This is a genomic window from Rania fehmarnensis, from assembly GCF_056494185.1.
The window spans coordinates 1,059,166-1,079,046 of sequence record NZ_CM151398.1 but is presented as its reverse complement, the minus strand read 5'-3'; the positions used below and the strand labels follow the sequence as shown (position 1 = coordinate 1,079,046).

Below are 19,881 nucleotides of genomic sequence, written 5' to 3'. Positions count from 1 at the left end.
AGCACTCACCATGCTAGCATTGGCGAATTATGGGACAGGCTAGATGTATTTGGGGGCAAGTTAGCTAGCAATCGTTGGGTGATCGCAGGGATTGACCTTTGTGGGGTCTGTCCCATAAGCGGATTTGGGGACGGACGCAGCTACCAAAGGGCGGATATAGATGACCGCATTGGGCAAGAGGGCGCAGCAGCAATCGGAAATGCAGGCAGGAGTGCCCCGGGCGGTCGGACGATTTGCGTAATCCGCGCAGGTTAATCGTTCATTAGATTGACGAACTGCAATCATCGAGACTACGATGACGCCAGTTCTTATCCTTCAATTCAGGCATTCGCCCTGAGCCCGACAAACCTATTTCGTTATTGGAGACGTTTTATGGCCAGCAGGAGATCCCGGCACGGCTTTACATTGGTGGAGCTACTAGTGGTTATTGCCATCATTGGCATTCTGGTAGGCTTACTCCTGCCCGCCGTCCAGGCAGCCCGTGAGGCAGCTCGCCGCATGCAGTGCAGCAACAATCTCAAGCAACTCGGCCTAGCCCTCCACAATTACGAAAGTGCCAACAAGCGCTTCCCACCGGCCAACGGCGGATCGGGCTGCCGTAGCAGTAGCATTTGCCCAACTGGCTCGACCGGCCGATATCGGATTAGCGGTTTGGTCTCGCTGCTGCCTTATATCGAACAAGATCCTCTGTATCAACAATTCGCCTCTGCCAACTCGGCGGCCTGGAGCGGAGCGGCGTATTGGTCGAACCAAATACCGACCCTATTGTGTCCCTCTGACATCCAGACTCGTCCACTGACCAATATGGCCATCACCAATTACAACTTTTGTGGTGGTGATGCGGCTACTTTGATGTGCTCGATCGATGAACTGGGCGATGGACGCAATTGCAAAAACCCACGCGGTATCTTCGGTGAATACTCCTATACTCGTATGGGCAGCATTACCGACGGCACCAGCAATACAATTGCGATTTCTGAACACGCAACACCTCAAGGTCCGCTGTCCTTGGGCCGAGCCGCCACGGTCGGCGGCGGTCGGCTGGACACGCCTGCCAGTTGCCGTACCCGCTTTGTCAATGGTCAATACATCGTAGCGGTCAATGGTGACGTCGGCACGCGCGGCGGTCGCTGGTCAGACGGTGCCGCTCTCTTCACACGTTTCAATACCATGCTGCCTCCTAACAGCCCTAGCTGTATGGAAGCCGACAATCACTGGTTGGGTGGCATGTACTCAGCCGGCAGCCGCCACACCGGAGGCGTCAATGCCGCCTTCGCCGATGGCTCGGTGCACTTTATTTCCGAAAGTATCGATGCAGGCAATCAAGGCCTCCCAGAAAACCTCGGCGGACTCAGTCCTTATGGCGTCTGGGGAGCTTTGGGTACCAAAGGCAGTGGCGAAGTTGCATCGATTGACTAGCCACATATTGGCTTGATCGAATGTTGGCTATTTGAGACCAGCGACTTACCACCATGGTAACCGCTGGTCTTTGCTCTTATATTCTCCTCACCGAATGCACAACGAGTATCTACGTCTGTTACAGGAAGTTGCTATGAAGTGGTCCACGGGTTCGGCTGTTCTTGCGTTAGTATGCCTGGTCGGTTGCGGCGGTGAAGACGAATGGGCTGCCAAGCGACCCAAAGTCTATCGCACCAGCGGCACTGTTCTGTTGGATGGCAAACCTCTGGACGAAGCCACCGTCGTCTTTCATTCAACGGCCCACAACGTGTCGGCCACAGGTACGAGCGATAAGGCTGGCCGATTTTCATTGACGACCTTTAAAGAGGGCGACGGCGCAGCCGAAGGTGCCCAAAAGGTCGTCGTCACCAAACGTATCTACATCGAGAAGAAGACACGATACGATTCGCCCGATGAACCATCGATCGCCAAAATCCCCCAAGACTTGCTGCCCCTGAAATATGCTCATCCCAGCACGACCGATCTTCAGGCCAGCATTTCTACCAGTGGCAGTAACGACGTAAAGCTAGAACTAAAGTCAAAGTGAGTCTGTCATGAAGCCGCTATCGCGCCGCAACTTTGCATGGCTGACCGGTGCAACGCTCGCCGGCGCTTCGGCCAGCGCCGCACATGCGCAGTCCGATGCCCAAGCTCCTGCCGGTCCTGTCGAAGCTCCTTTTGAGCGTGATTACGAGGCACCCGACTTCAAACCCTCGTGGAAGAAACCACAAGTCAATCGCACCCTGGCCCAAGACTTTGTGATCTATGCACACTCAGACTTGGACAAAGTCAAGATGCTGCTGGAACGTCAGCGAGGTCTGCTCAATGCCAGCATCGATTGGGGCGATGGCGACTGGGAAACCGCACTCGGTGGCGCATCGCATATGGGGCGGCGCGATATTGTTGAATATCTTCTCAGCCAAGGCGCCCGCTTGGATATCTTCTGCGCCACGATGCTGGGATTAACGGAAGTCGTCAAGACGTTCCTCACCTTGCAGCCAAGCCTGATCGACGCCAAAGGCCCGCACGGTTTCAGCTTGCACTTCCATGCCCAAGTTGGACAAGAGGCAGCCAAAGCTACGCTCGACTATCTGCAATCGATCAAAGAGATCGAACTAAGACCTGTTCCATTTCTGAAGAAGTAACTACGCCTAACCGTCGACCTCCATCAGGCAATTATTCTTCGAGAGCTTTAGGCCAGTCGTCTTTCAGTAGCCGGCTAAGCGAACGATCGGCCAACAGCTTGCCCTGAGTTTGACAGCGAGCGCAGTAGTTGCACTCATTGTCCGCATAGCGAATGCGTTGGACGGGCGAACTACAGACCGGACAAGGCAAACCGAATCGACCATGCACGGCCATCTCGGGGCGAAAGGCGGTCACCTTCTCCGGAAACTTATCGCCTGCTTGAACTCTAAGGCGTGCGATCCACTCTCTAAGTATCGTTTGCGTTGATCGATGGAGCGCGGCGCACTGAACCTCGGTTAATCGACCGGTCAGTTGCAAAGGAGAAAGCCGCGCACCGTGCAGTATCTCATCGCTATAGGCGTTGCCGATTCCATCCAAGCGAGTCGGATCCGTAAGTGCGCGTTTCAATGTATTATTGCTCTTAAGTAGCGCGCCGGTAAATTCGACCAAACTGCACTCCAATGGATTTAGCCCTGGGGTGTGCAGGCTAGCCAACTCCGCCTGCCCGCGCACTATCCACAAACCAGCTCGCTTATGACTGCTGGCCTCGGTGAGCATAAGCGTGCCATGTTCGAACTGCATGGCCGCCAGGTCGATCTTGCCCTTAGGCAACGCCCCCGCCTTCTTCCAGTGGAATCGACCAGCAATCATCAGATGTACAACCACCATCAGCTGCTCATCGAATTCAAAGACCAGGCGTTTACCCAAGCGAGAAACTGCCTGAACGGTACGACCGGCTAACGCCTCGCAGGAAATGTCGAACGTGCGTAATAGAAACGGACTCCGTACGATCAACTGCCGCAGAGCCTTGTGGCCGACAAAACGCTCTAGCGCGTCTCGATACAGCAGTACATCCGGCAGTTCTGGCATCTAGTTTTCTTGCGACCTACCGTGTCTGGGGTGGGCTGTCTATTTGACAAGTAACAACCATTCAATTCTACAAAGGAGTCCACAGGATGACTACGAATCGATTCGACGCGTTGACCCAGCGATTTATTCGCGAAGCCGAACACGACCTCAGTCAGCATTTGGAATCCGCACAGGATCCCTATCAAGCCTACATCGATCTGATCGAGGAACTGATCCACGCTGAACGTGCGCCTGATGACAACACCTCATTGAACATCGAGCCTGAACCACCGAGTGACCAAGGACCTGGTGACCAAGGACCTGGTGCCCCGGTACCAAGCGAAGTTCTACTGCCTTGGAGAAAAACACCCAGGTTTAATTCCACCTAGTCTTCTAAGTGAAAAAGAGTGGAAGTTGAGCCTCGGCATAACTAAAATTCAGGCTTTCTGTACCTGCAGAACTGAGTTTCACGTTCATGCCCCGGAGTGACAACATGTATCGCTGCCTTTACGCCCTCTTGTTTGCTTCCTTCGTCTTAACACCCCTTAAACCATTGTGCGCCGACATTTGCGCAGTTATCTGGGCCTATAACGCTCTGAATCAACCTAAGGAATTCTGCTGTTCGGCTGGAAACTACAACGATGCATTGGCCTGTGCAGAAGCCAAGGCAAATCAAGAAGGCTACTATAAAATCAAGCAAGAGATGTGTGACGAGTTCTGTATGGAGCCCGCCTGTCAAATTATTCCAACCCCACTGATGTTCTCCACCCGTCCCACTCCACCCATCAACTGGATCGTGGAAGTTACGATTCAGTGTCCCGATGGTATTCCACTGCGCGTGCAACGACCTGGTGTCACCTATCGCGAAGCATTATGCGAAGCTGTCAAACAAGCTTGCAAACGTTCCTGCGAGCAAGGCTGTTCGCATTGCTACAGTGTGCGCATCGTCAAGAAACCTTGTCCACCAGCGTGTCCGCCATGCCCACAGCCATGTCCACCTAGAAAGTGCTTTCGCATTTTCCGTTAGGACGCAACTGACGAGCGTCATTCCTCCATTGGTTTACGATTCAGTAGTTTCCTGGATTGCTCCGCAGTTAGTTGCTGGGGAGCAATTTTGAGGGCGTGCTCGAATGGCTTGACCGGTATCTTAGTGAAACGATTGTTACTGAACGTCAGATACCAGTCGCTAGCAGGGTGCGAAGCCAGCCTGTTGCCAATGCGTTGGCGGGCTTCATACTCCGATAACTCTAACGGAATCTCTAGAGTTTGTTGACCATCCATGGCAGACCAGCCTGCAATTTGTCCGACGCTGGCGGTGTAAATGGTCGAGCTATCTGGACCTGCGTGCAGTAAGCGGAGAATTCGTGGCGTACCAGAGATTTCGCTCAATTGTTTAAAGGTTTGTGAATCAAAAACGTGTACGCTACTGTTATCGGCCAGTATGGCAACGCGTCGATCTGAATCTATAAATTCGCCAACGACACCCTGCCCAGCGAAAGCCATGGACTGACGTTTCGCAGTCGAGAGGTTCTCGATGAAGGCATGTTCTCCGACAGCGTGACTGTTGGCCCTCATGCTCTGCGGAGCAGCCTCCCCTTTGCCAGTGACCACCAGTAGGTGTTGGCCGTCTTTCGAGAGCCTGGCAGACCGAACGCCTGCATCAGTCTGCGAATCTCGCGGAACACCTGAACGCAGGTCCCAAATTCTTACAACGCTCTCGCCCATGATTCCCAGAGCCAGGGTATCGCTATGACTGATTTGTAGTTGGCGAACGGGATGATCATTGACCAGCTCACGATTCATTTGTTTGGTCACCAAATCCCACTGCCTTACGACGCCCGAGACGTCTGAAGTTAACAGAAGTTTCTTATCGCGAGTCAGGGCAGCTTCGAGCACCGGATAGTCGTGTCTGCCTATTGTGGATACGGTTTCGTTCGCAATTGAATGAAGGCTCACGCAGCCATCACTAGAAACAGTCAGTAAATCTTCTGGAGTGATGAACTCAGCGAGCAGCAGCGGATGTGCTTGAGAGGGTATCCGCATTAATCGGCGAGGATTTTTCAGGTCGACCAAGTCCACTCCAAAGTACGAAGTGGTGACACATATGTTGCCATCAGGCAACGCTAACAACTGATTGCCACTGAAGTCGAGGGGATGTACTTCATCCACCTGCTGGGTAACCGCATTCCAGCAAGCGACCGTTGACACTCGCACCTGGCGAGGGGATTGGCCCACGGCAGGAGCTGGATAGATCGTCGAAGCTGTTACAAAAACAATCTTATCCTCTACCTTCATTACATCGCGGGCTGCGTGCTCGTCAATGAACTTCAATTCGTTTGTGTCAAAGTTCCAAATTAGCGTCCCTTTATCGGAGGCTATCAAGGCCTGATCCAATTCGTCAGTCAAATGAAGATTTCGAATCCCGCGCACCTCTTGTTGACTAACCAGAGAGCCGTCATTTGCATTCCATAAAGAGATACGACTCTGACCATAGCCCCCGTGCGTTAGCACCTTATCGATACCAACATACTGAGCATGCGTTATGTGCGAGTCGGGACTAACCAATTCCTTACGTATCTGCGAAGCCTGGTAGTCCCACATGAGCACTCGACTATCGGCGGTTACCAGCAGCAGTTCTTGGCCATCGCTACGAACTTGTAGTTCGCTGATCGACTGGGCAAAGTTCTTGATGAGTTTTCTAGCCAGCAACTCCAACTGCACAGAGATCACCCTGCCGTCGCTGCAGGCGTAGACAATGGCCGAATTATCCGGCATAAATTTGGCCGAACTGACTGACTGGCCAAAGTCACTCAACTGCAGCAACCGATTGGATTCGGGGTACCACAGCCATAACTCACTGCGACGCGTTAGAAACGCTAAGGAGGAATGATCTGGAGAGGCGATTGCATGATCGATTGCCTGGTTGCGTATGGTGCAGTCAGCAATTCGACGTTGGCTGGCAACTTCCCAAATCGTAGCGGTGCTGTCTTCTGTAGTCAGTAGTCTTCCATGGGGCAGTGAAACTCTGGCGATTCCTGGCACCTGCGTTCGACTTTTTCCGAGTGAACTCAGTTGGCGAACCAATGTCTGACTGCCGTAGACATTTCCCAGAACAGCTCGCTGACCGTCGGGACTAAAGGTCATCAACGGTCGTCCAGCAGGTGTCGCCACCGTCTCAAATGTTCGTCTTTCACGATCGGAATGAATATCCCAGGTGCGTAACGTCTTATCTGCTCCCAGCGTGACCACTCGCAAGTCTCGGATGGCCATGCTAGCGATTTCGTCGTCGTGTCCACGCAGTGTGGCCATTCGAACACCATCGCTCGAATCGTATAGTTCGACAGTTTGATCCAAGCGAACTGCGACTGTTTGATCGTCGTTGAGCAGTTCGAAGCTGTGAGCGCTGCTGTGCAGTTCACAAATGGCTGAAACCGTGAAGCTATCGGTGTTCAATACCGAAATGGACTTGCCGGCAGGGCCTCTCAGAAAAATCTGTTGGCGATTGTCGGCGATTCTAAGCTCTACCTCAGGACGGTGGAACTGCAAGCCGAAGTCTGAGGCTGCAAAAACATCTGTCCCTCGGTCACCCCACACTACCAGTTGATTCGACTGTGCCACGAATCCGAGTTGCGTTCGCAGGGGATCCTGGCATTCATATGACATCTTGCCCAAAACCTCGCCTGTGGCAGCATCCCAGACGATTGCAGTTTTATCCGCCGACCAAGTCGCGATACGAGTCCCATCTCGACTAAATACGGCTTGAATCACCGGCGCGTTGTGAACGATTGGCAAATTCAAAACAACCGACCAGTTGTTTATGTCGTAAATGGTGGCAGAGTTCCCCTCGGTGGGTAACACTACTTGGCGACGGTGATTTGAATAAGATGTCGCTGTCAATCGCAGCGGCCGGGCATTGGAAAGGGACTTAACAATCTCTCCAGTCGCGGTATTGCGAGCTGTAAACAATCCAAACTTTAGCTGGTCATAGGTTTGCGATGGGCCATGGTCGCGATGCGAACAAGACGCCAGCAACACAAGTTTGTCGTCTTGAACGAAAGCAGCATCTGTGATCGGTGTAGCACTTGTCAATTCTGCCACTGGTTTGGCTGTTTCAAGCTCGAACAAGCTGCGAGGTTGTGGTGGAACAGTGAAATCAGCATCTACATCAACCACGATGCCGTAGCCACCAGTCTCGCCGAGTCTCAAATCTCCAGCCCAGTATTCACTTAGCTGAGCTGTTCGTAGCTCGTAGCAATGATCAGCAATGGAGGACAACGTGCGTTCGCCCTCAAATCCCGGGGCGAGTTTGGCACCTTCAATTGCTTGACATAAAGCTAATCCTGGATTGCTTTCTCGCCACAGCGATGCCCAAATTTGTCGCCGCAGGCCTTCGCTAACGTTCAGCATTTGTTGTTGATTGACAACATTCTGCTTTTCCAGAATCAGCGAATTATTGAGCGCCCAGGAAGTGAGGCCGGTGGCGATGGCGACAGTGACAATTGTCGCGGCAAACGTACCTGAAACCAGAGGCCGCGCGTACATCCAATCGCGTATGCGCTTGATGCGGCCTGGTCGGCGAGCCTGGAGTGTCTCGTTGTTGATAAACCGCTGGAGGTCGGCGGCCATTTCCGCGGCGGTTTGGTAACGCTCCGAGGGATTACGTTCCATTGCCTTGCAAATGATCGTCTCAAAATCTTTAGGCAAGCGTGCATTGATTCTCCGCACCGGCGTAGGCCGTTCGAAGGTGATCGCTCGCAGCACTTCCTGTTGACTATCGCCAGGATGGGCGCGAACGAGTGTGGCTAGCTCATAGAGCGTGGCCCCCAACGAGTACACATCGGTACGATGATCGATAAACGCACGGCGCCCTGACGCTTGTTCGGGACTCATATAGCGCAGCGTGCCCACAATATCGCCAGTTTGTGTTAACTGCGGTGCATCTTGCAACTGTGCTAGTCCGAAGTCCGTCACCCATACCTTGTGGTTGTGGTCGAGCATCAAGTTCGATGGCTTGATGTCGCGATGGACAATGCCATGTTCATGAGCATGGTGCAGGGCCTCGGCCACCGCCTGTCCAATTAAGGCGACGGACACGGCCAGGCGGTGAGCCGAACGGGTACCGTGCGACTGCATGCTGTTGGCAAACGAATTGCCCGACAGGTCGATGCGAGTGTCAGCCGATCTTTGCGCATCAGGCTTGGTGCCGTTGTCTACCGCTTTTTCGGATGCTTTCGTCACCGATGACCGGGCGAGTGCCGAGTCTTTAACGAAGCCACGCACTTCGCGAATCAGATTGTCTAGATCTTGACCCTCGATATAGCGCATCGTGAAATAGTGAATGCCTTCGTGTTCTCCAATGTGATACACGGGCACAATGTGATCGTGACTGAGTTGTGCTGCCGCCCGCGCTTCAACCAAGAAACGCTTGACCTGCATGTCACCAGCACGGTGCATGGCAGGCAAGACCTTCAGCGCGACTTTGCGACCCAGCCCTTTTTCGGTGGCCAGATAGACTACGCCCATACCGCCGTGGCCAAGTTCTGGGCCGAGTTCAAAGTCTCCAAGCGTTCGATGCACCGGCAGGGTTAGCGACGATGGCACGTCGGTTTCAGAGAAACCGACCGTACTATCACTGCCCTCACCACGATTATCCAAGTAGCTGAATTCGTCTGAGTTCATAGCGTATACCGACCCCTCAACTTAGCGTTCCTAAAGAGGCGAGTGTCCCCCTCTATGGCAGCATAACAAACTTGCCCTGCTCGCTGTCTAAATATATTTCTATAGACAATAGACGAATTTCGCAGGCAGTTGCGTAAAGCTGCGAGATTCTCCCATTGATTTTGACACCGGCTGCAGATTGGCAGCCACACTGCTCATGCCTTCTTTTTGCCTGTGCGGCCCCTGACTGGTCACGTTTTCTCAGATCGTACAATCTTGCTGTAAACAAGACGATTTTTTCGGTGGTGCTGCACCCGAAGATCCCTGACCGGGCCGCAACGGGTTGAATTGAGGCTGGTATTGAACGAAAATAACGGTCCCGCCCTCTGCCTTCCCCCCGCCGCCGCCCTTGTTGCAAGGTTTCAATTCGCATGAGCCGTCCACTCCGACTACGAAATGGCCGTTTTTCCGGGGTCCGAACTAGCGTGCCGCAACGAGCTCAGCAGCTGACGCTGGTCACGAGTTTTTTGTTGGCGGTATTTTTTGGCTCCATCCATGTGCGGTCGGAGGAGCCCAAAGAGCGACCGCTGCGATGGTGGAAGGGCAATTTGCATACGCACACGCTGTGGAGTGATGGCAACGACTTTCCAGAAATGGTCGCCGCCTGGTATGTCGAGCACGATTACAATTTTCTAGCTCTCTCGGATCACAATGTATTGAGTCGTGGTCAACGCTGGATGCCTTTGCCTACGATCATCGCTCGCAGCACCGAAGACGTGTTACCTCGTTATCAACAAAAATTTGGAAACGACTGGGTAGAGCTCCAAGGCTCGCCGCTGGAGGCCGATTGCCAAGTGCGTCTGAAGCCGCTCGATGAGTTCCGGCATCTAGTCGAGCAGTCGGACAAGTTCATCATGATCGAAGGAGAAGAGATCAGTGACAAATCCGAAGGCAAACCGGTGCACATGAATGCCACGAACTTGAGCGAGGTGATTCATCCTGTGGGTGGTCCCACCGTCCAAGAGACCATGCAGAATAATTTGAGACTTGTTCTGGAACACGAGAAGGCCAGCGGCCGACAAGTCTTACCGCATCTGAATCATCCGAATTTTGGCTACGGTGTAACCGCGGCCGATCTGGCAAAGACGATCGAAGAACGCTTTTTCGAGGTTTACAACGGACATCCCGGTGTAAATCAGCTGGGCGACGAACAGAATCCGTCGATCGAGGCCATGTGGGACATGATCAATGCCATGCGACTTGTCCAACTGGAGGCCGATCCGATCTACGGCATTAGCACCGATGACAGTCACAACTATCATCAGCCTGGCGGCGCTCGGCCGGGTCGCGGCTGGGTCATGGTGCGCAGTCGCTATCTGACTCCCGAGCATCTGATCAGGGCAATGAAGGCCGGTGACTTTTATGCATCCAGCGGGGTGGTCTTGGATGATTTCCAATTCGATTCGCAAGCGAGGGTGCTGAAGTTGACGATCGTTCCACAACCCGATGCCACCTACGAAACACAGTTCGTCGTGCTGCCAAAGACTCAAATCGGCACAGATTCCGGCTCCGCTGCCCCACCCACCTTACCTCAGGCAATGGTCGCAGCGACCGTCGGTGGCTTGCAACCATCCTTTGCATTGCCCAGTGATATCTACTACGTCCGTGCTATTGTGACCAGCAGTCTAGATCATCTCGACCCATCGCTTGAAAAACAAAAACAACAAGCGTGGACCCAACCAGTGGGTTGGCGAGCCTCGCCGTTGTAAAATATCACTATTGGCATAGCCCCCGCGCCTTGTAAGCCAATCGTGGCCCTGCCAGCCTGCGCATGGACCGAATAAGAACAATGCATCACTTAATCCGACCTCTGCCTTTCATCTTGTTACTAGCCCTCAACAGTCGCATGTCGGCGGCTGAACCGCTAAGTTTCAATCGCGATATTCGACCGATTTTGTCGGAGAATTGTTTTGCCTGTCATGGCTTTGACCCCAAGCATCGCGAAGCAGGTTTGAGGCTCGACACGTTTGACGGAGCGACAGAAGATCGCGATGGCTCGCGCGGGATTGTACCAGGTGACGCACAAGCTTCTGAAGTTTGGAACCGAGTGATCAGTCATGATACTGATTCGGTTATGCCACCACCAAGTTCGCAAAAGGAGTTAACCGATCAACAGCGGGAGCTGATTAAGAGATGGATTGAAGAAGGTGCACGGTACGAACGTCATTGGTCGTTTGAACCACCCCAGCGCGTAGAAGAAGTAAGCGGTCATCCCATTGATTACTTCGTTCAACAACAATTGGCTGCGCACAACCTGCAGCCATCCCCGCTGGCTGACGCGGCTACGTTGATTCGCCGCGTGTCGCTCGACCTGGTCGGCCTGCCACCTACGCCGTCGGAAGTTGATGCTTTCGTGGCGGTAGCCAATGTGGATAGCGATTCGGCCTACCGAGAACTGGTGGAGCGTTTGCTTTCCAGTCCGCATTACGGCGAACGCTGGGGACGATGGTGGCTGGATCAGGCTCGATACGCTGACAGCAATGGCTATTCCATCGATGCTCCTCGACAGATCTGGAAGTTTCGCGACTGGGTCATCGAATCACTGAACGCCGACATGCCGTTCGATCAGTTTACCGTCGAGCAGTTAGCGGGCGATTTGCTGCCGGATGCCAAAGAGAGTCAGATTATCGCGACGGGCTTTCATCGCAACACGCAGATCAATCAAGAGGGCGGAATTGACAAGGAGCAGTTTCGCATCGACAGCGTGTTTGATCGCGTAGCCACTACGGGCACCGTGTGGCTGGGATTATCTATCGGCTGTGCCCAGTGTCACGACCATAAATTCGATCCCATCGAGCAAGTGGAATACTATCGACTGTTCGCGTTCTTGAACAGTCAAGATGAACCGACTCTAAAAGTTTACGACCCCGGTGTCGACGCAGCCAAGTTGAAAGCTGAGTTTGAAGAGGTTGAATCCAAGCTGAAGACGACGATCAAAGATCGCTACAGTGAAATCACAACTTGGGATAAATCGTTGACGAGTGATTTTCGTCAGAAGCTCAGTCCCGAAGTCAAAAAGGCTTTGGAAAAAGTAGAAGACAAGCGTAACCTCTCCGACAATGTAGCCATGTTCACGGTGCTGGTTAATCCCAGCGATCCGATTCGCGTTATGGCCGACCGGCACAAAGAACTGGAGAATCAACTCAGTCAAGGTACGACGACCTTGGTTATGCAAGAGTTGCCCGAGCCTCGCAAAACAGCCGTGTTTATTAAAGGTGACTTTACGCGACCGGCTGAGGAGGTGACGCCGGGGACTCCTGGCGTGCTGCATCCCTTGGAAGCGACTAGTGACAAACTCACGCGTTTGGATCTGGCGCGGTGGATCGTATCGCCCCAGAATCCTCTGACTGCTCGTGTGATTGTCAATCGAGTATGGCAGCAGTACTTTGGCCGCGGCATCGTGGAAACGGAGAATGACTTTGGCACACAGGGCACATCGCCCACGCACCCTGAGCTCCTGGATTGGCTGGCGATTGAACTGCAGGCCAAGCAGTGGAGTCTCAAGGAGTTACACCGGCTGATCGTTACCTCGCATACGTATCGGCAGAGTTCTGCAGCGCGCGGCGACTTGCATGAGATCGATCCGAACAACTATCTATTGGCTCGGCAGACTCGCTTGCGTCTGGACGCAGAGATCGTGCGCGATGTTGGACTGACGGTCAGCGGTTTATTGTGTCGCAAGTTAGGCGGTCCGCCGGTCTATCCGCCCATTCCTGATGGCGTGATGGGACAAGGGCAAGTCAAACGCGACTGGACGATCAGTGCTGGCGAAGACAAGTTTCGTCGCGGTCTATACACATTTATCTACCGCGCTTCACCGCCGCCGGCCTTGAACGTGTTTGATGCCCCAGATGGATTCAGCACTTGCACTCGGCGAATTCGCAGTAACACTCCGTTGCAGGCCCTGACGCTTTTGAACGATGCAGCTTTCTATGAGTTTGCCAAGGCACTGGAGAAAGTGATCATTAACGAGGGAGTAGAGTCAGCCTTTGTACGTTGCACTAGTCGTCGGCCGACTCCAGATGAATTGGTGGTATTCTCAAAACTCGATAGCTTAAGCGCCGCTCGCGTGATGCTGAATCTCGATGAAACGCTCACCCGCGAATAATCGCAAAGCCAAAAACATAAATTATGAATCAACTACTCCATGAAACTCGTCGCCACTTCTTTGCTCGTTGCGGCATTGGCTTGGGCTCGATCGCCTTGACCGAGTTGCTGAGTCGGGATCTGATTGCCAGCGATATTGGTAGCAAACCGCTGAGCGTTACCAAACAACCTCACTTCAAAGCTAAAGCCAAGAGCGTCATCTTCCTATTCATGGCTGGTGGCCCCACGCAACTGGAGTTGTTCGAGAATAAACCGCAGCTCAACGCGCTCAATGGCCAGCCGATACCGGAGAGTTTTACCAAGGGCAAACGCTTTGCGTTTATGGATAGCAGCCATCGCAGCGACTTGCTGGGCACCAAGAGCCAGTTCAAGCAACACGGGCAATCGGGGGCTTGGGTGAGTCATTTGTTGCCGCACACTGCCGGCATAGTTGATGATCTGACGATCGTGAAGACATGCAAGACCGATCTGTTTAATCACGCGCCGGCCAAGTTCTTTATGAACACGGGCAGCGGACTCTTTGGCCGACCAAGCATGGGTTCTTGGGTGACCTATGGGCTGGGCAGCGAGTGCCAGGACCTGCCAGGCTTTGTTGTCTTACAAAGCGGACCACGTGGCCCGCGCGGGGGAGCGGTCCTATGGAGCAGTGGTGTGCTGCCGACAACCTATCAAGGTGTGCCGCTGCGCAATCAAGGCGATCCAATTGTTAATCTCTCCACTCCTGCGGAGATTGACTCGTTGAAACAACGACGCGTGGTCGATGCCGTGCGTGAATTGAATCTCAAGCGATTGGTGGAGACCGGTGATCAAGAGATCAGTACCCGCATCAATGCGTATGAGATGGCGTATCGAATGCAAACCAGCGCACCCGAACTGATGGATACTGCGGGCGAAGACCAGGCAACGCTGGACATGTATGGGATCAAAGATCCCAAAGAGACCAGCTTTGCGCGAAACTGTCTGCTAGCCCGTCGTTTGGTCGAACGCGGGGTGCGATTTGTGCAGCTCTACGATACAAATTGGGATCACCACGGCGGACCGACAGAGAACCTCGAAAAGCACTTGCCGGAAAAATGCGCCGATATCGACCAACCATGTGCGGCTCTGGTGCGAGATCTGAAGCAACGAGGATTACTGGAAAGTACGGTCGTCATTTGGGGCGGAGAGTTTGGCCGCACACCGATGGGCGAAGTCCGTGAATCCACCGGTCGCAACCACCACATCGATGCCTTTACCATGTGGTTCGCCGGTGGTGGATTCAAACCGGGCATGGTCTATGGCCAAACAGACGAATTCGGATTTGGCGCGATCGAAAACCCAGTGCATGTTCATGACATCCATGCCACCATCCTGCATCAGTTGGGATTGGATCATCAACGCCTGAGCGTTCGCTCTCAGGGACTGGACTTTCGTCTAACTGGAGTCGACCCGGTGCGGGTGATCGACGAGATTCTCACGTAGCCAAAGGCCCGCGCAATTGTCCCAGCCCACGTCGCTCAGTTTGCTACAACGCCTGCGTCAGGCTGACGAGCCAGATGACTCGCAGGCAGATTGGCGACGCTTTCTGGAAATCTATGAACCGCTGCTGCGCAGTTGGACCAGACGCAAAGGCATGGATCCTACGGACGCAGATGACCTGGTGCAGAGTGTCATGACGGTTGTCGTGCGACGCTTGACCGAATTTCAGCACAATGGTCGAGTCGGCGCGTTTCGAACCTGGTTGCGGACCATTACGTTCAATTGTCTGAAGGAGTTCTGGCGCGCTCGAGCAGCCAGCCCTCCTGGGGTCGGCGGTAGCGACGTGCAGATGCTGCTGGCCGAGCTGGAGGATCCGGACAGCCAAGCTTCCCGCATGTGGAATGAAGAACATGATCGTCATGTGATGCACATGTTGTTGCAGCAATTGCGCAGTCAATTTGACGAGCGAACGTGGCAAGCCTTTGAACAGTTCGCTTTGGCCAACCGTCCTGCGGCCGAAGTGGCCCAAGAACTAAGCATGACAACCAACGCCGTCTTCATCGCCAAAAGCCGTGTGCTAACTCGCCTGAAGAAAGAGTCTGCTGAACTGCTTGACGACTAATGCGATGCTAGATGATTGTTGCTAGAGGGTCTTTGCTAGAGGGTTTGCCAGCCGCTGGGGACAGCCGCTCTACGACAATTCAGAAAATTTCTATCCGTCTCTGAAAGGTGGGGCTTAATCGCGTCATTCAATAGTGTCTATGTCCACTTTGTTCAGAGTCCATCGGCCGGAGTTGTTATGAAAGTCGCTCAGCACCTAACCGATAGCCAACTGCGAGCCTTCGCGCAGGGCGACATGGATCTCGATGAATTTGGGGCGGCGGAGGAACACCTGGCCAATTGCGATTTGTGCTGTCAGCGATTGGCTACCGAGCCTGAAAATACACTGCTGTCTTTGGCGCGAGCCGCCATGACCCTAGGTGGTTCGAATCACTCGCGTACTGCCGCCGCAGCCTGCGTACCGAGCGATTTGGTGGACCATCCGCGCTATTGCATTCTGGAATCGATCGGCGTCGGCGGGATGGGGGCGGTTTTCAAAGCCGAACATCGCCTGATGCAACGCGTGGTGGCCCTGAAACTGGTACATCCTTGGCTCTTGTCGAATCCGCAGGCTGTCGAACGGTTCGAGCGCGAAGTGCGCTTGGCTGCCAGGCTTTCGCATCCGAACATCGTGGTGGCTTACGATGCCGATCAAACCGCTCAGCGTCACTTCTTAGTTATGGAGTATGTAGAAGGCGAAACACTGCAAGAGAGAATCAATCGCGAAGGTCCAGTCAGTGTGCCTCAAGCCTGCGATTGGGTCCTGCAAGCCGCCAAGGGGCTGCAGCATGCACATGAGCAAGGCATGACTCATCGCGATATCAAGCCACAGAACTTGATGATCACTCCAGACGGTCGCGTGCGAATACTCGACTTTGGACTCTCACGCCTGGCTTCCGAACCACCCATAACCCAAAACAACAGGGCAACCCAGGGCGAGCCTCAAACCCCATCCGTCAAACTTGCGCTCAACTCCGGTCTTGATACTCGTAGCTGCCTGATCGCTCGCACAGACGCCAGTACGATCTTGGGTACGCCCGACTACATTGCCCCCGAACAGATTGACTCCTCGGCCACCGTCGATACTCGCGCCGATATCTATAGCTTGGGCTGTACCTTGTACTACTTGTTAGCCGGCTCGGCACCCTTTCATTCATCCAACATTGCGGAGACACTCGACGGCCATCGCCGACTTGCCTTTCCTGACATCCGCGCGCTGCGACCGGATGTACCACCAACGTTGATTAGCATTCTTCAGCGCATGACTTCCAAAGCGATCGATTCACGCTATGACTGCCCTGCGGACCTTGTGAACGCATTGGAATCTTTAATTGATGGACGTGCTACTTCCAATCCACACGCCGAGATTCAGCGGCCTTTCCTTCAAGCTGCGTCCAGCTCTGGCAGATCGAACTGGTCGCGTCGCCGGTCGATGACGATGGCGGCGATCGCCGTCGGAATTCTCTTGATGGCAAGTCTCGCGCCGTTGGTTATGCGCTCCCAGCCAACACGCTTGCTGGTCATGCTACCTAGCGAAGGCCTCTGGTTTCCAGATTATGAAGAATTGGTTAGCGCAGCCAACAAGCAGATCGGGAAAGTTCAACTGATCTTTGCCAGCGCGGCCGAACGACCCTCTCAAGTGTTTTCAACTTCCAAGCCTGGCATCGCAGTTCCAGATGTCAAACTCTCCGACCAACTTAAGGCCAGTGACTACGATGGCTTAGTATTCATCGGCTACTTGACTCAAGAGTTCTCACCCAATAGCGGTCCAAGCGGTGAGCAAACAGCCAGATTGATCAATGAGTTTCAGATGCAAAAGAAAGTTATCGGCGGTTTGTGTGCCGGTCAACGCATTCTGGCTCAGCACGGAGCACTGCGCGGCAAACGCGTGGCTGTCAGCGAGTCAATTCGCGATGAAGAGATCGTGTACGAGGGTGGTACGCGTACTGCTCAACCGGTGGTGGCTGATGGTCTGGTAGTTACGGCTGCTTCAGCAGCGCACGCAGACGAATTCATAAAAAACTTGATCGGGGGCACAGATCGCTGAAAGGTGCAGGGCCTACACGTCATTCCTTCTAGTCGACATTCATGTCGGATTCAGTTACTCCTCTTCCCACTAGAAGGAAATGCTCATCATGCGGTGGTTCTCTTCACGTAACCGGTCTCGTACATCTAATCGTCTGCATGGCAGTGGCCATCCAAGCCGCCAGGTTCTGCGTCGCACTCTCGGCAGCTATGGATTAGAAAAACTTCAATCGCGGCAAACGATGACGGCAGATCCATTGCCTGTGCTGATGGTACTCGCCGATCAACAAGACTTTTACTACCGAGAATATAGCGATACGCGCAGTTCGCTCGAGTCGCGAGGTCTAAGTGTGGTGGTAGCAGCCACAACCACCAATACAACCTTCGCGCATCCTGGAACTGGTCAGACCGATGGCATCGGCGCGGTGGATCCTGATATTGCACTGGAGAACGTTGATGCGGGCGACTACTCCGCCATCGTCTTCGTAGGTGGGTGGGGCGCGTCGCAATATCAATATGCCTTTAACGATCCGAACTTCGATGGCACCATTGATAACTACTACAGCCATGGGCCCTACAACGGCGATGACAACCTCTACGATGGGCAGATTTCAACTTCGAAGGTTGTGGTCAATGAGCTGATCGGGCAGTTTTTGGCTGACGACAAACAGGTTGCCGCCATTTGTCACGGAGTCACTGTGTTGGCTTGGGCACGCGTGGGCGGAGTCAGTCCTTTGGCAGGTAGAACGGTAGCGGTCCCGACCACGGTTAGCGCTCCTGAGCAGTACTATAACGGCGAGTTACAAGGCAATGGTTACTACTCAGGGCAATACGATCAGGTCATTGATAACGGAGCCTTGGCAAGCCCCGTCAGTGGCTCGATCGGTAATCCCCATACGGTAGCGGATGATGTGTGGGTCGATGGCAATTTCATCACCGCCGAAAACTACGATAGTGCCAGCTACTTTGGACTAGTCATTGCCCAGGAAGTCCTAGCAGATTTTGCTGCCTCTAGTGGCCCGGCGGTGATGGTCGGCAACGATCTGCATATTTCAGGTACGGATCTGGATGACACGATCTACATTTGGAGCGGACAGGGCAATACCGTACGAGGTTGGATTAACGGCGCGCCGACTGGCCAGTTCGACATCGGTCCTGGTGGCCGCGTGATTATCTACAGTGGTAATGGCAATGATCAAGTGTTCGCTACCGACTTGGCCGTGCCAGCGACGATCTATGGCGAGGGTGGCAATGATCTGATCACCGGCGGCAGTGCTGATGATATCCTCGACGGTGGCGAGGGAGTCGATCGCTTGTCAGGTGGCGCGGGAAACGATCTGATTCGGGGTGGCTCAGGCAACGACTACCTCTTTGGTGAAGGCGATGCCAATATCTTGGTTGGAGGCGGTGGCGACGATTACTTGGAAGGCGGCGCCGCTCGGGACATGCTCATCGGTGGACTGGGTTCGGATCGCATGCGTGGAGTCGGCGGCGAAGACGTGCTCATTGGAGGCCTGACTACCTACGATCATAATGATGCAGCCCTCTTGTCGCTACTGGCTACCTGGAATGGTCCGGCCCGGTTTGCTCCGCGCGTGTCGGCTCTTAGTGATCCTGCAGCATTGATTCGTTTCGAAAGCGGTATGACCGTTCACGATGATCTTGCTTCAGACGTTGTCGCTGGCGGATCTGGCCAGGATTGGTACTTCAGCGGTTGGAACGACCGACTCTATCCAGAGGCAGGAGACCAGGTCACCTAAAAGTCCCTGGCTTCGATCGCTAGCATTGAGGCTCCCCAAGTTTTGGGTCTGTCCCAAAACTAGGTCAGGCTCAATTGCTAGCATTCATGGTTAGCTCGGCATCACTGCGATGCCGACTAGACCATTTCGAAGTCTGTCCCAAAAGCAAAACTCGGAGTTGATTGCTAGCGTTTCTGTTTAACGCCGGGTCAGCACGGCGGCTGGACGCCTCTACAGGTCTGTCCCAAAACGAAGCATCGTCTCAGTGCTAGCATGGCTGGCTAACTTCAGCCACCCAGCAGTTAGTGGTCTGTCCCAAAACTCAATCGGGTTCGATTGCTAGCATTCTTGGCTTGACAGGGAGTTCGACCGGGATCCGAGCGACCCGTTAGTGGTCTGTCCCAGAAGCGAACCTCGGGGCAATAAGCACACCTTGGGCGAGATTGCTAGCATGCTGGGCTAGACCGGGCTAGGCCTAGGACAGAGCCGAAGTTTTGGGTCTGTCCCAAAACTAGGTTAGGCTCAATTGCTAGCATTTTCGGTTAGCTCGGCATCCCTGCGATGCCGACTAGACCATTTCGAAGTCTGTCCCAAAAAGCAAAATTCAGGGTCCCGAAGTTTTGGGTCTGTCTCAAAACTAGGTTAGGCTCGATTGCTAGCATTCTTGGTTAGCTCGGCATCCTTCCGATGCCGACTAGACCATTTCGAGGTCTGTCCCAAAAGCAAAATTCAGAGTCGATTG

General features: G+C 53.8%; 13 protein-coding genes. 11 read left to right on the top strand and 2 right to left on the bottom strand.

The window, feature by feature from the left end; all coding sequences use genetic code 11:
• The first annotated feature begins 372 nt into the window (after positions 1-372).
• From SH573x_RS03305 to SH573x_RS03295, 3 genes are all read left to right on the top strand, one after another.
• Positions 373-1,419 (top strand): DUF1559 family PulG-like putative transporter, encoded by a 1,047-nt coding sequence (locus SH573x_RS03305; RefSeq protein WP_479352905.1) that lies wholly within the window; start codon positions 373-375, stop codon positions 1,417-1,419.
• A gap of 133 nt (positions 1,420-1,552) precedes the next feature.
• Positions 1,553-2,005, top strand: a complete 453-nt coding sequence (locus SH573x_RS03300) for a DUF6795 domain-containing protein (RefSeq protein ID WP_479352904.1) — start codon at positions 1,553-1,555, stop codon at positions 2,003-2,005.
• A 7-nt stretch (positions 2,006-2,012) separates the two neighbouring features.
• Positions 2,013-2,603: an ankyrin repeat domain-containing protein gene (locus tag SH573x_RS03295; RefSeq protein WP_479352902.1), complete on the top strand. Its 591-nt coding sequence runs from the start codon at positions 2,013-2,015 to the stop codon at positions 2,601-2,603.
• A gap of 31 nt (positions 2,604-2,634) precedes the next feature.
• Here SH573x_RS03295 and SH573x_RS03290 read toward each other — a convergent pair whose 3' ends face one another.
• Positions 2,635-3,513 (bottom strand): Fpg/Nei family DNA glycosylase, encoded by an 879-nt coding sequence (locus SH573x_RS03290; protein ID WP_479352900.1) that lies wholly within the window; start codon positions 3,511-3,513, stop codon positions 2,635-2,637.
• Between the two features lie 86 nt (positions 3,514-3,599).
• On the opposite strand from SH573x_RS03290, the gene SH573x_RS03285 reads away from it, so the two are divergent.
• Both SH573x_RS03285 and SH573x_RS03280 read left to right on the top strand, forming a co-directional pair.
• Positions 3,600-3,881, top strand: a complete 282-nt coding sequence (locus SH573x_RS03285; RefSeq protein WP_479352899.1) for a hypothetical protein — start codon at positions 3,600-3,602, stop codon at positions 3,879-3,881.
• 104 nt (positions 3,882-3,985) lie between these two features.
• On the top strand, positions 3,986-4,519 hold the full coding sequence (locus tag SH573x_RS03280) for a hypothetical protein (protein ID WP_479352897.1): 534 nt from the start codon (positions 3,986-3,988) through the stop codon (positions 4,517-4,519).
• Positions 4,520-4,536: 17 nt separating this feature from the next.
• On the opposite strand, the gene SH573x_RS03275 is transcribed toward SH573x_RS03280, so the two are convergent.
• Positions 4,537-9,171, bottom strand: a complete 4,635-nt coding sequence (locus SH573x_RS03275) for a protein kinase domain-containing protein (RefSeq protein WP_479352895.1) — start codon at positions 9,169-9,171, stop codon at positions 4,537-4,539.
• Positions 9,172-9,635: 464 nt separating this feature from the next.
• Here SH573x_RS03275 and SH573x_RS03270 point away from each other — a divergent pair, with 464 nt between their 5' ends.
• From SH573x_RS03270 to SH573x_RS03245, 6 genes are all read left to right on the top strand, one after another.
• Entirely contained in the window at positions 9,636-10,919 is a 1,284-nt protein-coding gene (locus SH573x_RS03270; RefSeq protein WP_479352894.1) for a PHP domain-containing protein, read from the top strand.
• A gap of 80 nt (positions 10,920-10,999) precedes the next feature.
• Positions 11,000-13,318, top strand: coding sequence for a PSD1 and planctomycete cytochrome C domain-containing protein (locus tag SH573x_RS03265; protein ID WP_479352892.1), 2,319 nt, complete (start codon positions 11,000-11,002; stop codon positions 13,316-13,318).
• 23 nt (positions 13,319-13,341) lie between these two features.
• Positions 13,342-14,778: a DUF1501 domain-containing protein gene (locus SH573x_RS03260; RefSeq protein ID WP_479352891.1), complete on the top strand. Its 1,437-nt coding sequence runs from the start codon at positions 13,342-13,344 to the stop codon at positions 14,776-14,778.
• 16 nt (positions 14,779-14,794) lie between these two features.
• A complete protein-coding gene (locus SH573x_RS03255; protein ID WP_479352890.1) occupies positions 14,795-15,397 on the top strand; it encodes an RNA polymerase sigma factor in 603 nt (200 codons plus the stop codon).
• A gap of 177 nt (positions 15,398-15,574) precedes the next feature.
• Positions 15,575-17,422, top strand: coding sequence for a protein kinase domain-containing protein (locus SH573x_RS03250; protein ID WP_479352888.1), 1,848 nt, complete (start codon positions 15,575-15,577; stop codon positions 17,420-17,422).
• A gap of 88 nt (positions 17,423-17,510) precedes the next feature.
• Entirely contained in the window at positions 17,511-19,160 is a 1,650-nt protein-coding gene (locus SH573x_RS03245; RefSeq protein WP_479352887.1) for a hypothetical protein, read from the top strand.
• The last annotated feature ends 721 nt before the right edge of the window (positions 19,161-19,881 follow it).

Coding starts and splice junctions, on each gene's coding strand:
- SH573x_RS03305 (WP_479352905.1), top strand. CDS start 373: ATGGCCAGCAGGAGATCCCGGCACGGCTTTACATTGGTGGAGCTACTA.
- SH573x_RS03285 (WP_479352899.1), top strand. CDS start 3,600: ATGACTACGAATCGATTCGACGCGTTGACCCAGCGATTTATTCGCGAA.
- SH573x_RS03245 (WP_479352887.1), top strand. CDS start 17,511: ATGCGGTGGTTCTCTTCACGTAACCGGTCTCGTACATCTAATCGTCTG.
- SH573x_RS03300 (WP_479352904.1), top strand. CDS start 1,553: ATGAAGTGGTCCACGGGTTCGGCTGTTCTTGCGTTAGTATGCCTGGTC.
- SH573x_RS03280 (WP_479352897.1), top strand. CDS start 3,986: ATGTATCGCTGCCTTTACGCCCTCTTGTTTGCTTCCTTCGTCTTAACA.
- SH573x_RS03295 (WP_479352902.1), top strand. CDS start 2,013: ATGAAGCCGCTATCGCGCCGCAACTTTGCATGGCTGACCGGTGCAACG.
- SH573x_RS03260 (WP_479352891.1), top strand. CDS start 13,342: ATGAATCAACTACTCCATGAAACTCGTCGCCACTTCTTTGCTCGTTGC.
- SH573x_RS03290 (WP_479352900.1), bottom strand. CDS start 3,513: ATGCCAGAACTGCCGGATGTACTGCTGTATCGAGACGCGCTAGAGCGT.
- SH573x_RS03250 (WP_479352888.1), top strand. CDS start 15,575: ATGAAAGTCGCTCAGCACCTAACCGATAGCCAACTGCGAGCCTTCGCG.
- SH573x_RS03265 (WP_479352892.1), top strand. CDS start 11,000: ATGCATCACTTAATCCGACCTCTGCCTTTCATCTTGTTACTAGCCCTC.
- SH573x_RS03275 (WP_479352895.1), bottom strand. CDS start 9,171: ATGAACTCAGACGAATTCAGCTACTTGGATAATCGTGGTGAGGGCAGT.